Annotated in this window: 14 protein-coding genes and 2 pseudogenes; 11 read left to right on the top strand and 5 right to left on the bottom strand. The window is 74.5% G+C overall.

The genetic code is table 11. The features are described from left to right. Nucleotides 1-81: 81 nt before the first annotated feature. The 5 genes and pseudogenes from MCBG_RS05675 to MCBG_RS05660 all read left to right on the top strand — a co-directional run bounded on the left by MCBG_RS05675 (nt 82) and on the right by MCBG_RS05660 (nt 6,170). Complete coding sequence (locus tag MCBG_RS05675; RefSeq protein ID WP_030504049.1) at nt 82-1,206, top strand: baeRF2 domain-containing protein; 1,125 nt, start codon at nt 82-84, stop codon at nt 1,204-1,206. Further along, nucleotides 1,199-1,450, top strand: a pseudogene (locus MCBG_RS33690) (thiamine pyrophosphate-binding protein); the annotation flags it as partial. The gene MCBG_RS05675 and the pseudogene MCBG_RS33690, both read left to right, overlap by 8 nt. A 391-nt stretch (nt 1,451-1,841) precedes the next feature. Continuing rightward, a complete protein-coding gene (locus MCBG_RS33685) occupies nt 1,842-2,951 on the top strand; it encodes a thiamine pyrophosphate-dependent enzyme (RefSeq protein WP_223201084.1) in 1,110 nt (369 codons plus the stop codon). Between the two features lie 430 nt (nt 2,952-3,381). Beyond that, nucleotides 3,382-4,791, top strand: a complete 1,410-nt coding sequence (locus MCBG_RS05665) for a hypothetical protein (protein ID WP_043324496.1) — start codon at nt 3,382-3,384, stop codon at nt 4,789-4,791. Nucleotides 4,792-5,035: 244 nt separating this feature from the next. Next, a pseudogene (locus MCBG_RS05660) lies at nt 5,036-6,170 on the top strand (SigB/SigF/SigG family RNA polymerase sigma factor). A 102-nt stretch (nt 6,171-6,272) separates the two neighbouring features. Here the strand turns inward: MCBG_RS05660 and ctaD are convergent. The 5 genes from ctaD to MCBG_RS05635 form a co-directional block, all read right to left on the bottom strand. Beyond that, the gene (ctaD, locus tag MCBG_RS05655; RefSeq protein WP_043324493.1) at nt 6,273-8,276 is read right to left on the bottom strand and encodes an aa3-type cytochrome oxidase subunit I; all 2,004 of its coding nucleotides are present in this window, start codon (nt 8,274-8,276) and stop codon (nt 6,273-6,275) included. Nucleotides 8,277-8,363: 87 nt separating this feature from the next. Further along, the gene (locus tag MCBG_RS05650; protein WP_043324490.1) at nt 8,364-9,095 is read right to left on the bottom strand and encodes an ATP-binding protein; all 732 of its coding nucleotides are present in this window, start codon (nt 9,093-9,095) and stop codon (nt 8,364-8,366) included. 134 nt (nt 9,096-9,229) lie between these two features. Next, a complete protein-coding gene (locus MCBG_RS05645) occupies nt 9,230-9,682 on the bottom strand; it encodes a DUF4383 domain-containing protein (protein WP_043330186.1) in 453 nt (150 codons plus the stop codon). Between the two features lie 87 nt (nt 9,683-9,769). Further along, complete coding sequence (locus MCBG_RS05640; RefSeq protein WP_043324487.1) at nt 9,770-10,924, bottom strand: glycosyltransferase; 1,155 nt, start codon at nt 10,922-10,924, stop codon at nt 9,770-9,772. A gap of 19 nt (nt 10,925-10,943) precedes the next feature. Next, nucleotides 10,944-11,975, bottom strand: a complete 1,032-nt coding sequence (locus tag MCBG_RS05635; protein WP_181373806.1) for a glucosyl-3-phosphoglycerate synthase — start codon at nt 11,973-11,975, stop codon at nt 10,944-10,946. 202 nt (nt 11,976-12,177) lie between these two features. Here MCBG_RS05635 and MCBG_RS05630 point away from each other — a divergent pair, with 202 nt between their 5' ends. From MCBG_RS05630 to MCBG_RS05605, 6 genes are all read left to right on the top strand, one after another. Next, nucleotides 12,178-13,200: a Gfo/Idh/MocA family protein gene (locus MCBG_RS05630; RefSeq protein WP_043324484.1), complete on the top strand. Its 1,023-nt coding sequence runs from the start codon at nt 12,178-12,180 to the stop codon at nt 13,198-13,200. Then, entirely contained in the window at nt 13,193-14,281 is a 1,089-nt protein-coding gene (locus MCBG_RS05625; RefSeq protein ID WP_043324481.1) for a zinc-dependent alcohol dehydrogenase, read from the top strand. Before MCBG_RS05630 ends, MCBG_RS05625 begins: the two co-directional genes overlap by 8 nt. Nucleotides 14,282-14,440: 159 nt before the next feature. After that, on the top strand, nt 14,441-16,735 hold the full coding sequence (secA2, locus tag MCBG_RS05620; RefSeq protein ID WP_043324478.1) for an accessory Sec system translocase SecA2: 2,295 nt from the start codon (nt 14,441-14,443) through the stop codon (nt 16,733-16,735). 192 nt (nt 16,736-16,927) lie between these two features. Beyond that, on the top strand, nt 16,928-17,644 hold the full coding sequence (locus MCBG_RS05615; protein WP_205796412.1) for a GAF and ANTAR domain-containing protein: 717 nt from the start codon (nt 16,928-16,930) through the stop codon (nt 17,642-17,644). 76 nt (nt 17,645-17,720) lie between these two features. Next, nucleotides 17,721-18,224: a DUF2231 domain-containing protein gene (locus tag MCBG_RS05610; protein ID WP_043324476.1), complete on the top strand. Its 504-nt coding sequence runs from the start codon at nt 17,721-17,723 to the stop codon at nt 18,222-18,224. A 52-nt stretch (nt 18,225-18,276) separates the two neighbouring features. Beyond that, on the top strand, nt 18,277-18,882 hold a 606-nt coding region (locus MCBG_RS05605), incomplete at its 3' end, for a class I SAM-dependent methyltransferase (protein ID WP_043324473.1).

Raw genomic sequence — 18,882 nt, 5'->3', positions numbered from 1 at the left:
ACCGGTCACGCCCGGGCGGCCGGCAGGTGAACTCCGCCGGGGCGCGGGTATGCGTGCGGCCGAGCCGGAAAGGGGTCGAGCATGCAGCTGTCCTTCCTGCGCCCGCTCTACAACCGTCCCGGGCCCTGGTGCTCGGTGTACATGGACGCCTCCCGCGACACCCAGGACGCGCGAGCGCAGGTCGACCTGCGCTGGCGGGCCCTCAAGGGCGACCTGCTGAGCCAGGGCGCCGACCCGGTCACCGTCGAGGCGGTGGAGGAGGTCGTCCGCCGGCACCAGCCGATGCCCGGCGACTACGGGATCGCCGTGTTCGCCACCCGGGGCCGCGTGGTGCTCACCGAGTACCTGTCCGCGCCGCCGCTGCGTGACCTGGCGAGCTGGTCGGCGCTGCCGCACACCATGCCGCTCGTGGCCCAGCGCGGCGAACAGGTGGCCTGGGTGCGGGTCCTGGCCGACCGTACCGGCGCGGACGCGATGGCGGTCAGCGCCGGCGGCGTTCCGCGCCGCGCCCACGTCACCGGCGGACAGAGCCGGCAGCTGCGGCGCGTACAGCCGGGCGGCTGGTCACAGTCCCGCTACCAGCGCGCCGCCATGGAGGCGTGGCACCAGAACGCCGGCGACGCCGCCGCCGCAACCGCGGACCTGGCCGAGCGGGTCGGCGCGGACGTCGTGGTGGTGGCCGGGGACATCCGCGCCACCGGCATGATCGCCGCGCAGTTGCCGGAACGGTGGCAGGACGTGCTGGTCCGCACCGACGCCGGCGCCCGCGACGTCGGCGCGGACGACACGCTGATGGACGACATCACGGCGCAGACCGTCGCCGAGGTCGCCGACCGGCGCGTCACCGCCGCCCTGGACCGCTTCGGCGTGCAGGAGGACGTCGGCGCCGGCCTCGACGCCGTGGTCTCCGCGCTGCAACGCAACCAGGTCGACACCATGCTCATCGTGGACGACCCGTCCGCCGACGGCGAGCTGTGGGTGGGCCCCGAGCCGACCGAGATCGCCACCGACCCGGGCCAGCTGTCGGACATGTCGGTGGCCGACCCCCAGCGGGTACGCGCCGACGCCGCGCTGCTGCGCGCGCTGATCGGCACCGACGCGGACCTGACGGTGCTCGCGCCCGAGGAGGCGCCGGAGCTGACCGACGGGGTCGGCGCGGTGCTGCGCTACGTCGACGCGAGCACGCCCGGGCGGGGTAATGGCTGAGCGCATCGTCGCCGACCTGGTGGTCGAACGCCTGCGGGCCTGGCGGGTGCCGCGGGTCTTCGGCTGTCCGGGCGCGGCGATCGCCCCGCTCGTGGGCGCGCTCGACGACGCGGGCGGGGACCCGGCGTTCGTCCCCGCCCGGCACGAGGAGACCGCCTCGTACATGGCCACCGGGCACGCGAAGTTCACCGGCGGCGTCGGGGTGTGCCTGGCCACCCAGGGGCCCAGCGCGGTGCACCTGCTCAACGGGCTCTACGACGCCAAGCTGGACAGCAAGCCGGTCGTCGCGATCGTCGGCGAGGACGTCACCGGCCCGCTCGGCGGCGCGCACGAGGAGATCGGGCTGAGCCGGCTCTTCTGCTTACGTGTGCAACCAGTTCGTCCGCTACGGCCGCCGCCCGGAGCAGGTGCCGGCGCTGCTGGACCAGGCGTTCCGTACCGCCGCCGCGACGCGCAGCCCGACCTGCGTGGTGCTGCCGCGCGCGTTGCAGGTCACCGCCGTACCGGATCTTTCTGCCGCAGACCGCCGGAGTGGTCACCGCGACGCCCGGCGAGCCGCTGGCCCGGGTGCTGCCGCACGATGCCGACCTGGACTCCGCCGCCTCGCTGCTGGGCTTTTTTTTTAGCGGGTGGCGATGCTGGTCGGCCAGGGCGCGCACGGCGCGGCCGAGGACATCGTCGCGCTCGCCGACCGGCTCGGCGCGGGCGTGGCCACGTCGCTGCTGGGCAAGCCGGTGCTGGACGAGCGGCTGCCGTTCCACACCGGCGTGCTCGGCGAGGTCGGCACCACCGCCGCCGCGCAACTCATGGGCGGCTGCGACACGCTGCTGATGATCGGCACCAACGATCCGTGGACCGACTGGTTCCCGATGCCCGGCCAGGTACGCACCATCCAGATCGACATCGACGGCCGGCGCGTCGGCACCCGCTACCCGGTGGACGTGCCGCTCGTCGGCGACACCGCCGAGACGCTGCGGGCACTGCTGACCCGGGTGCCCGACCAGCCCCACCGCGAGTGGCGCGGCATGGTGGAGAAGATGGTGGACCGGTGGCGGGAGACCGCCGCCGAGCGGGCCGCCACGCCCGCCGAGCCGGTCAACCCGCGGCTGGTGCTCCACGAGCTGTCCGCCCGGCTGCCCCGGCACGCCTCCGTCGCCGTCGACGTCGGCTCGGTCGTCTACTGGTACGCCCGGCACCTGGAGCTGCCACCGGGGGTGCAGGCGCGGCTGTGCGGCACGCTCGGCTCGATGGGCTGCGCGCTGCCGTACGCGGTCGCGGCCAAGCTGGCCCGCCCGGACGAGCCGGTGATCGCGCTGCTCGGCGACGGCGCGATGCAGCTCAACGGCCTGGCCGAGCTGATCACGGTGGCACACCACTGGACGCGGTGGCGCGATCCCCGGCTGATCGTGCTGGTGCTGAACAACCGGGACCAGTCCGGTGTGGGCGGCGGGCGTACGCCCGGGGGACGACGCTCCGACGTGCCGTACGCCGGGTGGGCGCGCCTGCTCGGGCTGCACGGCGTACGGGTGGACCGGCCGGACCTGGTCGGCGCCGCCTGGGACGAGGTGCTCGCGGCCGACCGGCCCGCCGTGCTGGAGGCGGTGGTGGATCCGTCCACGCCGCTCGACGTGCCCGAGCCGGCGCTGGCCGACCTGCGCGGCCTGGTCGCCGACGGTGACGCCGCCCGCCGGGTGCGGGAACGGGTGATCCAGACCGAGGCCATCGCGGCCGACGAGATCGTCTAGCGGCATCCGGGCGGCCCACCCTCTCTTCCCTCGCGATCTTGCAGTTCCGGCCCCCCGAGTGCCCGGTTCAGGACGGTTTTCCGGGGACCGAAGTGCAAGATCGCGGGGGAGGTGGCAGGGGGGCAGCGCTCGCGGTCGCCGGGCGGCCCGGAGACGTCTCGATACTCGGGCGTGACCAGCGCGAAGTCGTTGCGTTCCCGCGGCGGTCCGTCCCGGTACGGGGTGATGGTCGCCGCCGGGGTGCTCCCGTCGTCGGGCATGCGCCGTGCAGTGCCCGTCCCGGTCCGGCCCATACCCGCCCGTGACGGCGGGCGCGCGGCGCGACGGCGTACCTGGGTGCCGCGGGCGGTGCGGCCACCGGGCGGGCCTTGGTCCTGCCGCGTGGGGAGATGCCCCGTTTAGACCCCAGAGGGACGGGAAGCCGGGCCGCGTGGTGAGCGAACGAGTCGAACGGGCCGGCGGCGCGGGACTGCCCGCCGAGCGGGTGGTGGCGGCCGGCAGCGCCGCCCGGACCCTGGTCGCCGCGACCGCCCGGGCGCTGCGCGGCGACAACTGCGGCGACCTCGGCCACCCGGGCGCGCTGTCGCGCCTCGGCGGCGCGCCCGAGCCGGTACGCCGGGCCGCCGCGTCGCGGGCCGCCGGGCGGGCCGCGCTCACCGCCGCCCAGATCGCCGCCGTGGACGCCGAGCGCGTGGCCGGATGGTTCACCGGACAGTACCCGGACCGGCGCTGGCCCGGCGTGGTGCTCGGTTCACCGCACGGCGCCGCCGCCCACCTCGCGGTGGCGCTCGGCGTGCCGTGGTTGCCGGCCGGCTTCGAGATCACCGCCCGGTGGAGCCGGGGGGCGGTGGACCGCCCGGACGCCGCGTACGCGCACGGCGCCACGCTGGCCGCCCGGCTGCTCGACGCCAATCCGCGCGTGCACGTACGCCAGGTGCACTGCCCGGCGAGCCGGGGCGCGGCGGCGGGCGCGGTGGTGACGTTCGCGGTGCGCTGGCGCACGCTGCCGAAGGCGTACGCGCGTTTCCTGGCCGACCGGCTGGAACCGGCCGCGCCGGTGCTGCTGCTGCACGACGCCCGCACCTGGCCGGTGCGCGACGGCGGCGACGGGCACAGCTTCCAGACCGGCTGCCCGGCCGGCGGGCTGGACCCGGTCGACTTCCACCCGGACGCCCGCGCGCTGGGTCAGGTGCTGCGCGCCGCCGGCGGGGACGAGTCGCGCTGGGTCACGCCGGAGGTCACTGTCGCGGGCGCGTTCGCCGAGCACGGTGTGGAGTCCGGTTTCGAGCACGACGCCCGGTCTGCGGGGGACCGGCACGGGCACCCGCTGCACCGGGTCGTGGTGCCGCAGCCGGACGCGCTGAGCGCGGTGACCGCCGACCTGTACCGGCGCTGGCTGCGGCGGGCCGGCAAGACCGGGGACCGGCTGGTGGTGGAGTGCGGGCGGCTGCTCGATCCGGGGCAGGTGCTGCGGGCCGGCCTGGTGCCCTACTGGTGCGAGAACGCCACCGCGCGCCGGGTCGCCGGCGTCGAGTGGTGGCTGGCCGGCAGCGAGCCGTTCAGCTCGGTGGACGTGCTGCCCGAGCCGCCCGGCCTGCGCTCGCCCGCGCACGCGGGCCTGCCCCAGTGGCTGGCGGTGGCCGGTTTCGGGCGCAAGCGGCGGGCCCTGGACCGGGGTGCCGCCCGCGGCTACCCGGTCGCCTCGGTACCCACCCGACGTGCCACGGAGGTGTTGCGCAACCAGCCCTGCGACCTGCCCACGCCGCCGCCGCTGCGGGCGGCCGAGGCCCTCACCGCGCTGCGTGACGCGGGCGCGCACCAGGGCCTGCTGGTCTGCTGAACCGCCGCCGGGACCGGCTGCCGGGCAACCTGGCGAAACTTCCTCGCGATCCTGCGGTCCGTGATTGAGTACCTACGGAGCGGGAAGACCGCTCGCCGCGGAACGGCCCACGACGCCGTGCGGCGGACGGCCACCGCCTTCGACGTACTCCGTCACGTAACCCAACTTCCTCACCCGGTGCGTGGTCCGACCACGCGCACGACCGGTTACGACCGGGCGGGGACCTTCGGCGAGGGGGGCGCGGATGTTCGGACAGACCACCACACCCACACCACCGACCACCGACCGGGGTCTGGAGGACCTGGACGCCGCGGCGCTCGCGTACGCGGCCCGGATCGAGGGACTGCCACCGGAACGGCGGCAGGAGGCGCGGGACGACCTGGTCCGGTTCGCGCTGCCGTTCGCCGGGCCGGCTGGCCCGGCGCTACCGGGGACGCGGCGAGCCGCTGGAGGACCTGGAACAGGTGGCCCGTCTCGGGCTGGTCAACGCCGTCGACAGGTACGACCCGGAACGGGGCTCGTTCACCGCGTACGCGGCGATCACCATTGTCGGCGAGATCAAACGGCACTTCCGTGACCGCACCTGGGGCGTGCACGTGCCGCGCCGGTTGCGCGACCTGATCCTCGAGGTCGGGCAGGCCACGGCGACGCTCACCAGCGAGCTGTCCCGCGCCCCCACGGTGGCGGAGCTGTCCGCCCGGCTGGAGACGCCGGAGGAGGAGATCCTCGCCGCGCTGGAGTCGGCCGCCGGCTACAGCCCGGCGTCGCTGAACGCGCCGGTCGGCGGGGAGAGCTCGGCCGAGTTCGGTGACCTGGTCGGCGAGTCCGACCACGCGCTGGAGTCGGTGGACGACCGGGTCACGGTCAGCGGCCTGCTGCACCGGCTGCCCTGGCGGGAGCGCCGCATCCTGGCGATGCGCTTCTACGGCAACCAGACCCAGGCGGAGATCGCCGCCCGGTTCGGCATCTCGCAGATGCACGTGTCCCGGCTGCTGTCGCGGGCGCTGACCTGGCTGCGCCAGGCGATGCTGGCCGAGGCGCCGCCGCCCTGGCAGAACGGCGCCGCCGAGACCGAGCCGGCGAAGGCCCGCATCTCGGTGAAGCAGAACGGCGACCGGGTGGTGGTCGAGGTCGGCGGCGAGGTCGACCGGGCCGGCGCGGACCAGCTGCGCCGTGCCGTGCTCAAGGCGGTCACCGGGCAGCCCCGCGAGGTGGTGGTGGACCTGGTCGGCGCGGGTGGCTTCGACGCCGGCGGGATCGCCGCGCTGATGGCCGGGCGGGACGCCGCCGCGCGTACCGGGGTGCCGCTGCGGCTGACCCGGGTGCAGCCGGCGGTGCGCCGCTCGCTGACCGCTGCCGGACTGCCGGCCGCCGACTGACCGCCGCACGCACGTACCGCGCCGGCTCCCACCACGGGAGCCGGCGCGCGGCGTACGCGACGGGGGCCGGCACCCGCACGGCGCCGGCCCCCGTCGGGTGTCTCAGTTCTCCGGGGTGTCCCCGTGCCCGCGCGGGTGCCGCCACCTGTCGTTGGGCTGGTCGTCGCGCTCGGCGTTGAGCGCGCTGTCCTCCGGCTCGTCGGTCTCCTCGAAGCTGGGCCGGCGTACCTCCTCCGGCACCGGCACCTCCACCGGCCGGGCGCCGGACTGCGGAGCGGGCTGGTAGTCCACCGCCTCGGGCGCCCCGTACGCGCCGCCGGCCGACGGGGACTCCGGCAGGTGCCGCTCGTGGCGCAGCTCCTCGCGGAAGCTCTGCGGCGGCTTGGTGGTGCGCTGCGGCAGGTCGCGGCCCAGGTCGGAGACGAGCGGGCCGTACTTGAGGTCGAACGCCGGCCGCTCGGAGCGGATGCGCGGCATCCGGTCGAAGTTGCGCAGCGGCGGCGGGCACGTGGTGGCCCACTCCAGTGAGTTGCCGAAACCCCACGGGTCGTCCACGGTGACCATCGCGCCGTACCGCCACGACTTCCAGATGTTCCAGATCACGAACAGGGTGGACGCGCCGAGGACGAACGAGCCGATGCTGGAGATCGTGTTCAGCGTGGTGAAGCCGTCACCGGGCAGGTAGTCGGCGTACCGGCGGGGCATGCCTTCGTTGCCGAGCCAGTGCTGCACCAGGAACGTGGCGTGGAAGCCGACGAACATGGTCCAGAAGTGCATCTTGCCCAGCCGCTCGTCGAGCAGCCGCCCGGTCATCTTCGGGAACCAGAAGTAGAGCCCGCCGAACGCGGCGAACACGATGGTCCCGAACATCACGTAGTGGAAGTGCGCCACCACGAAGTAGCTGTCGGTGACCTGCCAGTCCAGCGGCGGGCTGGCCAGCAGCACCCCGGTCAGGCCGCCGAGCAGGAACGTCACCAGGAAGCCGACGGCGAACAGCATCGGCGTCTCGAACGTGATCTGTCCCTTCCACATGGTGCCGATCCAGTTGAAGAACTTCACGCCGGTCGGCACCGCGATCAGGAAGCTCAGGATGCTGAAGAACGGCAGCAGCACCTGACCGGTGGCGAACATGTGGTGCGCCCAGACCGTCATCGACAGCACCGTGATGGCGATGGTGGCCAGCACCAGGCCGGTGTAGCCGAAGATCGGCTTGCGGGAGAACACCGGAATGATCTCGGTGATGATGCCGAAGAACGGCAGCGCGATGATGTAGACCTCGGGATGGCCGAAGAACCAGAACAGGTGCTGCCACAGCATCGGCCCGCCGGTCGTCGAGTCGTACACGTGCGAGTGCAGGAGCCGGTCCGAGGCCAGCGCCATCAGCGCGGCCGCCAGCAGCGGGAACACGAAGATCACCAGCACGCTGGTGAGCAGCGCGTTCCAGGTGAAGATCGGCATCCGGAACATGGTCATGCCCGGGGCCCGCAGCGTCACGATCGTGGTGATCAGGTTGACCGCGCCGAGGATCGTGCCCAGGCCGGACACGGCCAGGCCGACCACCCACAGGTTCCCGCCGACGCCGGGGGAGTGCTGCGCGGTGCTCAACGGCGTGTACGCGGTCCAGCCGAAGTCCGCCGCGCCGGCCGGGGTGGCGAACCCGCCCACGACCATCAGCGCGCCCAGGAAGTAGAGCCAGTACGCGAACGCGTTCAGCCGGGGGAACGCCACGTCGGCGGCGCCGATCTGCAGCGGCACCAGGTAGTTGGCGAACCCGAAGAACAGCGGCGTCGCGAACAACAGCAGCATGACCGTGCCGTGCATGGTGAACATCTGGTTGTACTGCTCGGGGGAGACGATCTGCATCCCCGGCCGGGCCAGCTCCGCCCGGATGACCAGCGCCAGGATCCCGCCGACGATGAAGTACGCGAACGACGTGATCAGATAGAGCAGGCCGATCTGCTTGGCGTCGGTGGTGCGCAGCAACCGCCACAGCGCGTTGCCCTTCACCGCTTCCCGTACGGGCCCGGGGAAGCCCCCGAACCGGGCCGGCGCGAGGATCGCGGGCCCCCGGTCTCGTGCCGGTTCCGTGACTACCCGCTTGGGCATGGCATCTCACCCCGTGTGACGACAGACAGGACGGGCGGGCGTACCCGGCCCTCTGCCCATGTAACCAGGCGAGAGCGGAGAATTCGGTCAATTAGCGGGGAGCATGGCCCAGACGACCTTGCCGGCGCCGACCGGGGTGCTGCCCCAGCGCTGGGTCAGCTCCCGCACCAGCATCAGCCCGCGGCCCCCCTCGGCGCGCGGGTCGCGGCTGGTCGCGGCGCGCGCGTCGGCCGGGCTGCCGTCCATCACCGCCACCCGCAGGTACGGCCGGCGCAGCGTCAGCGTCACCTGCATCGGGGTGCCGGCGTGCCGCACCACGTTGCCGACCAGCTCGCTGAGCACCAGCGAGGCCGGGCCGGCCAGCTCCGGCACGTTCCACCTGCCGCACGCCTCGGTGACCAGCTCCCGGGCCCGCCGGCAGGCCCCGGCCACCGGCTCCAGCCGCGCCCGCAGCCGGGGCGCCGAATCCGCGCCGGCCAGCGCCGCCGCCTCGGCGCAGTCCCGGCGCACCGGCACCACCCGGCAGGCGGTGGTCTCGTTCAGCCAGGCCGCCGTCTCGGCGCAGGGCGCGGCGAGCACCATCGGCACCGCCGGCCAGTCGGCTGCGCGCCGCGCGGCGGCGGCGAAGACGGACAGCGCCAGCGGCTCGCCGACCTCGATCTCCTCCAGGTCGACCACCAGGGCGTCCGGCTGCGCGGCGAGGCACCGGTCCAGCACCTCGTGCACCGCGCGCATCGTGCCCAGGTCGAGCGCGCCGGCCAGCCGTACGACAGTGACCGGCGACTCGTCGCGGACCTCGCACCTGATCCGGGTCACCATCGCCGTCCTCGTTTCCGTTTCGTCGGGGAGGGTCGCCCGGCCGCGGCGGTCGCCGCCTCCCGCAGCCGGAGGACTACGGACGTACCCGGGCCCCCGGCCCCCGAAACCGGGCATCCGGGCCGCCGGGGCGCAGGTCAGCGGCGGTCGCCGCGTCGCGACGCGAGCAGCCCCAGGACCAGCATGGCGGCGCCCAGCAGCAGGTGCAGCCAGGCGTCGGCGCGGTTGACCGCCAGCACGTTCGCCGCGTCGCGCCGGTCGACCGCCAGGCCGGTGAGCCACAGCGCCAGGTACACCGCCCCGGCGCCGACCAGGAACGCGCGGGCCCCGGCGACGGTACGGGCCAGCGCCAGCCCGGCCACCCCGAGGACCAGGTGCACCAGGTTGTGCACGACCGAGACCTGGAACAGCCCCAGCAGCCGGGCGCCCGACCCCGGGCCGGCGAAGCGCAGGTCCGCGTAGTCGCTGGTGATGCCGGGCACGAAGCCCAGCGCGCCGAGCAGCAGCAGGAGCACGGCGAACCCGGAGGCGATCCGGCGCACCGGCGCCCGGCCGTCGGCCGGGTTGCGGCGCGCCCGGGAGTGCGCCATCGAGTTCGTCACGCCGGCCTCCTCGCCACGCGGGGAGCGACGGTTTCCCGGGCCCGGCGCGGGCAAACGCCGGGCCGGCGGCGTACGTCAGGCGGGCTGCAACGGCTGCGCCGCGCCCTGGCGGACCCGCTCGTACAGCTCCAGGTAGCGCTGCGCCATCCGGGCCGGGGTGAACCGGCGCGCCGCCTCGCGCCGGCACTCGTCCGGCTCCAGGCCGCCGGCGGCGAGAACCAGGTCGCCCAGTTCCTCCTCGACGCCGGTGAGCAGGCCGGTGCGGCCGTGCTCGACCAGCTCCGGCAGACAGCCCCGGGCGGTGGCCACCACCGGCGTGCCCAACGCCAGCGACTCGACCACAGCGGTGCCGCCCGGCTCCTCCCAGCGCAGCGGGAACAGCGACGCCCGCGCCGAGGCGACCAGGTCGTCGCGGTCCCGCCCGGCCACCGTGCCGACCCAGCGCACCCGGTCGCCGTCGACGTACGGCGCGACGTGGTCGTGGAAGAAGCGCACGTCGGGGTTCTGCCGCGCCTCGTCGCCGGCCGCGGCGAGATCCTCCGGCCGGTGGTACGGCCCGACCGGCCCGGCCAGCACCAGCGGGAAACCGGCCTCGTGGGCGAGCCGCGCGCCCAGGTCCTGCCCCTTGCCCGGGTTGATCCGGCCGAGGATCACCACGTGGTCGCCCTTCGCCACCGAGGCTTGCCGGTCCGCGTCCACCGCGAGCGGGGTGGACAGGTGCACGTGCCCCACCGAGTGCGCGCGCAGCGCCTCCGGCGCGCGGGCCAGCTGCGACGCGGACACGCCGTTGACCCGTACCCGGTCGCCGCCGTCGAGGTTGCCGTACAGCTCGGGGTGCTTGGCCAGGTCCCAGTGCAACGTGTGCAGCGCGGGCGGGGCGTCCGGGCCCATCGCCGCGAGCGTGGCCAGCCCGACCGCCTCCACGTGGTCGTGCACCAGGTCGATGTCGTCGCGGGCGTGCAGCGCCCGCACCACCCCGGACAGGTGCGCCTGGGACACGCCGCACACCTGGTTGTACGGCCGTTGCAGCGCGTGGAACTGGCCGTCCGGGAAGACCGCGATCTTCTCGTCCACCGGCAGCGTGCTGCTCTCCACCGAGGCCAGCACCACCCGTACGCCCAGCCGGCGCAGCTCCGGCACGAGCGTGGCCACCACGTTCTCGATCCCGCCGTAGCCGGGCGGCGGCACGGACAGCCACGGACCGGCGTTCATCAGCACGGTGAGCGTCACGGCTTGCTCCTCCTCGCGCTCACGCGGCCGCGACCCGGCGGCGGCGCGGGATGCGGTGCCGCAGTTGCGCCAGCGGCGGGCGCTCCTGCACCGACACGTCGTTGACCACGACCTCGCGGTCCAGGTTGGGCAGCGCCTCCGAGCCGCCGCGGCGGAACTGGGTCAGCAGCGCGCCCGGCATCACCCCGGGCGCCGCCCAGCCGCGCCGTTGCAGCCGCGACCAGGCGGTCAGCATGATCTGCGCGGACATCCGGCCCAGCGCCGCGGTGTCCTGGTGCCGGTGCTTGCGCTCGCCCAGGTCGACCTGGGCCAGCGCGTCCAGCCCGACCAGCTCCAGCAGGTCGATGAGCATGGCCGTCTCCACCCCGTACCCGGTGACGAACGGCACCCGCTCCAGCACCCGGCGGCGACCGGCGTACTCGCCCGCGAGCGGCTGCACGAAGCCGGCCAGCTCCGGCCAGAACAGGTTGAGCAGCGGCCGGGCCATCAGCTCCGTCACCCGGCCGCCGCCGTCGGGCTCCACGCTCGTCGCGCCGACCAGCGGCCGGTGGTAGAAGCCCTTGACGAAGTCCACGCTCGGATCGGTGAGCAACGGCCCGAGCAGCCCGGTCACGAAGTGCGGCCGGAACTCGCGCAGGTCGGCGTCGACGAACGCGACCACGTCCCCCTCGGCCGCCGCCAGCCCGGCCCAGAGCGCGTCGCCCTTGCCGGTCAGCCGGGGCAGCCCGCGCGTCATCGCGTCCTGGCTGACCACCTCGGCGCCGGCCGCGCGCGCCACCTGCGCGGTCCGGTCGGTGGACCGGGAGTCGACCACGATCAGTTCGTCGACCAGCTGCACCCGGTCCATCAGGTGCTCCCGGACCGTCGCCACGATCGCGCCGACTGTGGCCTCCTCGTTGCGTGCCGGCAGCACCACGCTGACCCGGCTGTTTCCCTTTGCCCGGACCAGTCGCTGCGCCGGCCAGTCGGCGGCGGTGCTGGTGCGGTACGTGGCCCACGCCTCCACCACAGGTGAGACGGTCGAATCTGATTCCCGCACGGGCACCCCCATTAGTGGTGGAATCGCGAACCATGGTTTTCCCAATCCCGCATCCGCGCTAACCGGATCTTGCCTGACAACCTGATCACCAGGTGCGTACCGGGCGGTTCCGGGCAGATGAACGTTGCGTTGCGCCCCTCGGCGACGTTTCGGGCGCGGCCGCCGCGGGGAGTGGTGACCGCAGTCTTCCAGTCGTGGCGAGAGGGTTGGTCGGATGCGTACCTGCCGGGTGGGACTGGTCGGAGCCGGCGGGGTGGCGCAACGCCACGCCCGGGTGCTCACCGGCTTCGAGGACGTGGAGCTGCTCGGCGTCACCGACGTCGCGCCGGACGCGGCGGAGGCGCTCGCCGGCACGTACGGCGGCCGGGTGTTCCGCGACGTGGACGAGCTGCTCGCGGCCGGACCGGACGCGGTGTACGTGTGCGTGCCGCCGTTCGCCCACGGCCCGGTCGAGGAGGCGGTGGTCGCCGCCGGGGTGCCGATGTTCGTGGAGAAGCCGGTGGCGCTGGACCTGGAGACCGCCGAGCGGGTCGCGACGCTGGTGGAGCAGCGCGGGCTGCTCACCGGCGTCGGGCACCACTGGCGCTACCTGCACGTGGTGGCGGAGGCGCGGCGGCTGCTCGCCGGCCGCCCGGTGCGGATGGTCAACGGCGCCTGGCTGGACAAGGTGCCGCCGGTGGCCTGGTGGGCGCGGCGGGACCGCTCCGGCGGCCCGGTGGTCGAGCAGGCCGCGCACGTGCTGGACCTGGTCCGGCTGCTGGCCGGCGAGGCGGTCGAGGTGAGCGCGTACGGCGACGGCAGCCCGCCGCCGGTCGACGGCGCCGACATCGACTCGGTGACCGCGGCCACGCTGCGCTTCGGCTCCGGCGCGGTCGGCACGCTCGCCGCGTCGTGCGTGCTGGGCTGGAAGCACCGGGCCGGCGTGGAGATCCTCGCCGACGGGCTGGCGCTGTGGCTGGCCGAGGACGGCCTGACCGTCCGGGACGGCGACGGCGAGCGGCACCTGCCCGCCGACCCGGACGGCGCACGGATCGCCGTCGACCGGGCCTTCGTCGACGCCGTTCGTGGTCTCGGCGACGACGTCCGGGTGCCGTACGCCGAGGCGCTGCGCACCCACCGGCTGGCGCTCGCGGTGGCCGAGTCGGCGCGTACCGGCCGGCCGGTGGCGCTGCCCACCGGCCCGGCGTCGCGGCTGACCGCGCCGGTCGTGGACGCGGGGGTGGGCGTCGATGCGTGACCGGGTGGTGGTGGTCGGCGGCCCGGGCCGGGTCGAGCTGGCCGAACTGGACGCGCCGGAGCTGCGCGAGGGCACGTTCCGGGTGGAGACGCTCTACAGCGGCGTGTCCGCCGGCACCGAGCTGAGCTTCGTCAAGGGCACCAACCCGTACCTGCACGTCACCTGGGACGCCGCGCTCGGACTGTTCCGGCCCGGCGGGGCGAGCACGCCGTACCCGGTGACCCGGCTCGGCTACATGCAGGTCGGGCGGGTGGTGGAGAGCCGTACCCCGGCCGTCGCGGTGGGTGAGGTCGGGGCCATGACGTACGGGCACCGCAGCGGCTGGGTCGCCGACCCGCTCACCGAGCGGTTCGTGCCGCTGCCCGACGACCTGGACCCGCTGCTCGGCGTGTACGTCGCGCACATGGGCCCGATCTGCGCCAACGGGCTGCTGCACGCCGCCGCCGACCTGTGCGGCGCCGACGTGCGCACGCTCGGCGACGGCGTACGCGGTCGCCGGGTGGCGGTGGTCGGCGGCGGCGTGGTAGCGCTGCTGACCGCGCTGTTCGCCCGCCGCCACGGCGCCGCCTCGGTGGTCGTGGTCGACCCGACGCCGGCCCGGCGGCAGGTGGCCGAGGCGCTCGGCCTGGACACGCTCGACCCGGACGCGGACGACCCGGCGGTGGTGCTCAAGACCCGGTGGAACCACGCGGCCGGGGACCGGGGCGCGGACGTGGTCTTCCAGTGCCGCGGCCAGGACTGGGCGCTGCAACTCGCGCTGCGCCTGCTGCGACCGCAGGGCACGGTGGTCGACCTGGCGTTCTACCAGGCCGGCGCGGACGCGGTCCGCCTCGGCGAGGAGTTCCACCACAACGGGCTGTCGCTGCGGTGCGCGCAGATCGGCCGGGTGCCGCGCGGCCTGGCCCCCACCTGGGACCGCGAGCGGTTGTCCGCGGAGACGGTGGAGCTGCTGCGCCAGTACGGCGACATGATCCGCAAGCACCTGATCTCGGCAGTGGTCCCCCTGGACGAGGCCCCCGCCCTGCTGACCGACCTGGCCCAACGCCGCCGCACGGAACTCCAGGCAATCCTGACCCCCTAACCCCCCCTTTTCAGGGCGTCGATCATGAGGTTGGCGGCGACAAAACGGGCGCCGGACGCCGCCAACCTCATGATCGACGGAAGCGGACGGGGCGGGCGGAACCCGGCGCGCGGCGGGCGGGGGTCACAATCGGCTCCGGTTCGCGTACCGTTGCCGCTCATGGGTGTGTCGCAACGGTTGAAGACCAGGTTCCGCCGGTTCCTCCAGCGCCCGGGGACGACTGTCGACCTGGCTCCGCTGGAGAAGCTGCTGCCGGCGATCGAGGCGCGCGAGGCTGACCTGGAGAAGCTCTCCGACGCCGAGCTGACCGAGGCCGCCGGCCAGGCGTCGGGGTACGAGGAGATCTGCGCGATCGGGCGCGAGGCGGCCCGGCGCGGGCTCGACCAGCGCCCCTACGACGTGCAGCTGCTCGGCGCGATGGCGCTGCTGTCCGGCAAGGTCGCCGAGATGGCCACCGGTGAGGGCAAGACGCTCACCGCGACCGTCGCCGCGTACGGCCACGTGCGGCTGGGCAACGGCCCGGTGCACGTGCTCACCGTCAACGACTACCTGGCCCGCCGCGACGCCGAGTGGATGACGCCGGTCTACGACCTGCTCGGGCTCAGCGTCGGCTGGGTCAACGAGGCGTCCACGCCCGACGAGCGGCGCGCCGCGTACGCCTGCGACGTCACCTACGTCTCGGTCAGCGAGGCCGGCTTCGACTTCCTGCGCGACCAGCTCGTCACCGACCTGGCCGACCGGGTGCAGCCGCCGCTGAAGACCGCGATCGTGGACGAGGCCGACTCGATCCTGATCGACGAGGCCCGGGTGCCGATGGTGCTGGCCGGGGCGGTCGGCGGCGAGCAGGACCCGGTGCACGCCGCCGCCGCGCTCGTACGCGGGCTGCGCAAGGGCAAGCACTACACGGTCGCCGAGGACGGCCGCAGCGTCGCCTTCACCTCGGTCGGCCTGGCCACCGTCGAGGCCAAGCTCGGCGGCATCGACCTGTACGACGAGGAGCACGTCGGGCAGCTCTCCGCGGTGAACGTGGCGCTGCACGCGCACGCCCTGCTGCACCGCGACGTGGACTACATCGTCCGGGACGACTCGGTCGAGCTGATCGACGAGATGCGCGGCCGGGTCGCCCAGCGCCGCCGCTGGCCCGACGGGCTGCAGGCCGCGGTCGAGGCGAAGGAGGGCCTGGACGCCACCGCCGAGGGCGAGGTGCTGGGCACGATCACCGTGCAGGCGTACATCGCGCTCTACCCGACGGTCTGCGGGATGACAGCGACCGCGGTGCTCGTCGGCGACCAGCTCCGGGAGTTCTTCGGCCTCGAGGTCGCGGTGATCCCGCCGAACACCCCCTGCGTCCGCGAGGACGAGCCGGACCGCATCTACGCCACCCGCGCCGAGAAGGAGGAGGCGCTGGTCGACGAGATCACGCGCTGCCACGAGGCGGGGCGGCCGGTGCTGGTCGGCACGCTCGACGTCAAGGAGTCCGAGGGGCTGGCCGCCGCGCTGAACGCCGCCGGCGTGTCGTGCGTGGTGCTCAACGCCAAGAACGACGACGAGGAGGCCGGGATCATCGCGGAGGCCGGCGCGTACGGCGCGGTGACGGTCTCCACGCAGATGGCCGGCCGGGGCGTCGACATCCGGCTGGGCGGCAGCGACCAGGCCGACCGGGACCGGGTGGCCGAGCTGGGCGGTCTCTACGTGATCGGCAGCGGCCGGCACGACAGCCGCCGGGTCGACGACCAGCTCCGCGGCCGGGCCGGGCGGCAGGGCGACCCGGGCGGGTCGGTGTTCTTCGTCAGCCTGGAGGACGACCTGGTGGTCCGGCACGCCGGCGACACCGTGCCGGCCTCGCCCCGGATGAACGCCGACGGCCTGGTCACCGACCCGCAGGTCGACTACGCGGTGGAGCACGCCCAGCGCGTCGCCGAGGGCGTCAACCACGAGATCCACCGCAACACGTGGCGCTACAGCCAGGTGATCGAGCAGCAGCGCAAGGCGCTCGCCGAGCGCCGCGAGCGGCTGCTGACCAGCGACATCGCCGCGCTGATGCTGCTGGAGCGGGTGCCGGAGAAGGCCGGCGAGATGGACGAGGACCTGCTTGCCGACGTGGCCCGCAAGATCGCCCTCTACCACCTGGACCGGCTCTGGGCCGACCACCTGGCCGAGCTGTCCGAGGTCCGCGAGGGCGTGCACCTGCGGGCGCTGGGCCGCCTCGACCCGCTCGACGAGTTCCACCGCAGCGCGGTGCCGGCGTTCAACGCGCTGGTGCCCGAGATCGAGACGCGGACCGTGGCCACGTTCGAGGAGACCGAGTTCGACGAGGGCTGGGAGCCGGACTCGTCGAAGCTGGTGCGGCCGAGCGCCACCTGGACGTACCTCGTGCACGACAACCCGTTCGGCTCGGAGCTGGACCGGCTGATCGCCTCGGTGGGCCGGCGGCTCATCTCCGGGTCGCGCTGACCCGCGCGGAAAGGCCCTTCCCGGCGCGACCGGGAGGGGCCTTTTTGCGCGGTTTCGCCCGCGGTCTGGGAGGGTAGTAGGCCGAGGCCCGGCCACAGGAGGGACGGACATGGGACAGGCAACGGCGCCGAGCGGGGACATCGGGTGGACGGTGGAGGCCACGGCCCGGTGAACCTCGACACGCGCCAACCCATGATCGACAACCTTGGTGTGCTGGAGACCGCCGCGCTGCTGCGCGAGCTGACCGCCGGACTGATCGGCGCGGCCGGGTTCGACGAGGCGCTGGACCGCCTGGTCCGCATCGCCCGCGACGCCGTACCGGCCGTGGACAGCTGCGGCTTCACCGCGCTGCGCGCCGGTGAGCCCGCCGGCGTGGCCGCCTCCGATCCGGAGCGGGCCGAGCTGGACGACCTGCGGCACGGCCCGGACACGCCCGCGATGACCGCGATCCGCCGCCGGGAGATGATCACCGCGGGCGGGCTGTCCGGCGACCCGCGCTGGCCGGTCTGGAACGAGCGGGCCCGCGCCCTGGGGGTGCACGGGGTGATCTCCGCGCCGGTCGACATCGACGAACAGGTCATCGGCGCGATCAACCTCTACGCCGACTCGCCCGACGCGCTGACGCCCCGGCACCAGCTCACCGCGATGCTCCTGGCCGAGCACGCCGGGCTGCTGCTGGCCGCCGCGCGCGACCGCGAGCGGGCGGCCACCCGCGCCGGTCAGCTCGACGACACGCTGCTGGCCGAGGGGGTGGTCGGGCAGGCCGTCGGCGTGATCATGACACAGCGCGGCTGTCCCGCCCCGGAGGCCCTGCGGGTGCTGCGCAGCGCGGCGTCCTCGCTGGACATCCCGCTGCGCGAGGTCGCCGAGCGGCTCGTGCTGACCGTCTCCCGGCCCCGGGACAACTGAGCGACAGTCGTTTCACCCCGCGGCGCCTCGGGTAGCACTCTGGACTGGTGAGCTGCGCGGACCTGGGGAGGAAGCGATGCAGAGCCGTCTACGGGTGCAGGGGCACCCCATCCAACCGATGCTGGTGACGTTCCCGTTCGGCCTGTTCGTCTGTGCCGCGGTCTTCGACCTGGCCGACGTGGCGGGCGGTCCGGCGTTCCTCGGTGAGGTGGGCTACTGGACCGCGGTGGCCGCGCTCGTCGCGGCCGGGCTCACCACCGTCGCCGGAATGGTCGACCTGTGGGACGTGCGGGCCGGCCGGACCAGCCGGACGGTGCTGATGTTCAACCTCGTCAACGCCGTGATGGCGGCGCTGTTCCTGCTCTCCTGCCTGATCCGGGCGAGCGCGCCGCAGCGGGGCGCGACCGGTGTCCTGCTCGCCGCGGAACTCGTGGCGCTCGCCGTCGGCGCGGTCGGCGTGGCCCTGGGCGCGCGGCTGATGCAGCAGTTCGACCGGGTCACCGAGCCGGCCGGGTTTGAGCCGTTCGCCGACGTGCCCGCCGGTTCCACAGTCGAGATCGCCCGCCCGCGCCCGTACTGACGCCGGCCGAATTCCGTTGCCGCGGTCGGCGCGGAGCGGCAGGCTCGCGGGCATGGTCGGGACGTTTGAGGAACTGGTAGCCGAAGCCGAGGCGGCGCCGGTCGAGGGCTGGGGCTTCGACTGGCTGCGCGGCCGCGCCACCGAGGAGCGCCCGCCCTGGGGGTACGCGCGACTGGTCGGCGAGCGGATGGCCGCCGTGAAGGCGGCGCTGGACATCGACACCGGCGGGGGAGAGGTGCTGGCCGAGGTGCCCGCGCCGCCGCCGCTGCTGGTCGCCACCGAGGCGTGGCCGCCGAACGTGCCGGTGGCTCGGCGCAACCTTCGCCCGCTCGGCGCGACAGTGGTGCGGGTGGGCGACCGCCCGCCGCTGCCGTTCCGGGACGCCGCCTTCGACCTGGTGGTGAGCCGTCACCCGGTGCACACCTGGTGGGACGAGGTGGCCCGGGTGCTGCGGCCCGGCGGCGCCTACCTGTCCCAGCAGATCGGCCCCGGCACGGTGCGGGAGCTGAGCGAGGCGATCCTCGGGCCGCTGCCGCCGCCGGAGCACCGCCACCCGGAGGTGGCGGTCGCCGACGCGCGGGCCGCCGGGCTGAACGTCGTCGACCTGCGAGAGGCCACGCTGCGTACCGTCTTCCACGACATCGGCGCGGTGGTCTGG

Source organism: Micromonospora sp. M42 (assembly GCF_000568915.1).
In the GTDB taxonomy this organism is placed as follows: domain Bacteria; phylum Actinomycetota; class Actinomycetes; order Mycobacteriales; family Micromonosporaceae; genus Micromonospora; species Micromonospora chalcea.
Note: the sequence above shows the minus strand (reverse complement) of the source record. Positions and strands in the feature narration are given on the sequence as shown.

Coding starts and splice junctions, on each gene's coding strand:
- MCBG_RS05675 (WP_030504049.1), top strand. CDS start 82: ATGCAGCTGTCCTTCCTGCGCCCGCTCTACAACCGTCCCGGGCCCTGG.
- MCBG_RS33685 (WP_223201084.1), top strand. CDS start 1,842: ATGCTGGTCGGCCAGGGCGCGCACGGCGCGGCCGAGGACATCGTCGCG.
- ctaD (WP_043324493.1), bottom strand. CDS start 8,276: ATGCCCAAGCGGGTAGTCACGGAACCGGCACGAGACCGGGGGCCCGCG.
- MCBG_RS05650 (WP_043324490.1), bottom strand. CDS start 9,095: ATGGTGACCCGGATCAGGTGCGAGGTCCGCGACGAGTCGCCGGTCACT.
- MCBG_RS05645 (WP_043330186.1), bottom strand. CDS start 9,682: ATGGCGCACTCCCGGGCGCGCCGCAACCCGGCCGACGGCCGGGCGCCG.
- MCBG_RS05635 (WP_181373806.1), bottom strand. CDS start 11,975: ATGGGGGTGCCCGTGCGGGAATCAGATTCGACCGTCTCACCTGTGGTG.
- MCBG_RS05630 (WP_043324484.1), top strand. CDS start 12,178: ATGCGTACCTGCCGGGTGGGACTGGTCGGAGCCGGCGGGGTGGCGCAA.
- MCBG_RS05625 (WP_043324481.1), top strand. CDS start 13,193: ATGCGTGACCGGGTGGTGGTGGTCGGCGGCCCGGGCCGGGTCGAGCTG.
- secA2 (WP_043324478.1), top strand. CDS start 14,441: ATGGGTGTGTCGCAACGGTTGAAGACCAGGTTCCGCCGGTTCCTCCAG.
- MCBG_RS05615 (WP_205796412.1), top strand. CDS start 16,928: ATGATCGACAACCTTGGTGTGCTGGAGACCGCCGCGCTGCTGCGCGAG.
- MCBG_RS05610 (WP_043324476.1), top strand. CDS start 17,721: ATGCAGAGCCGTCTACGGGTGCAGGGGCACCCCATCCAACCGATGCTG.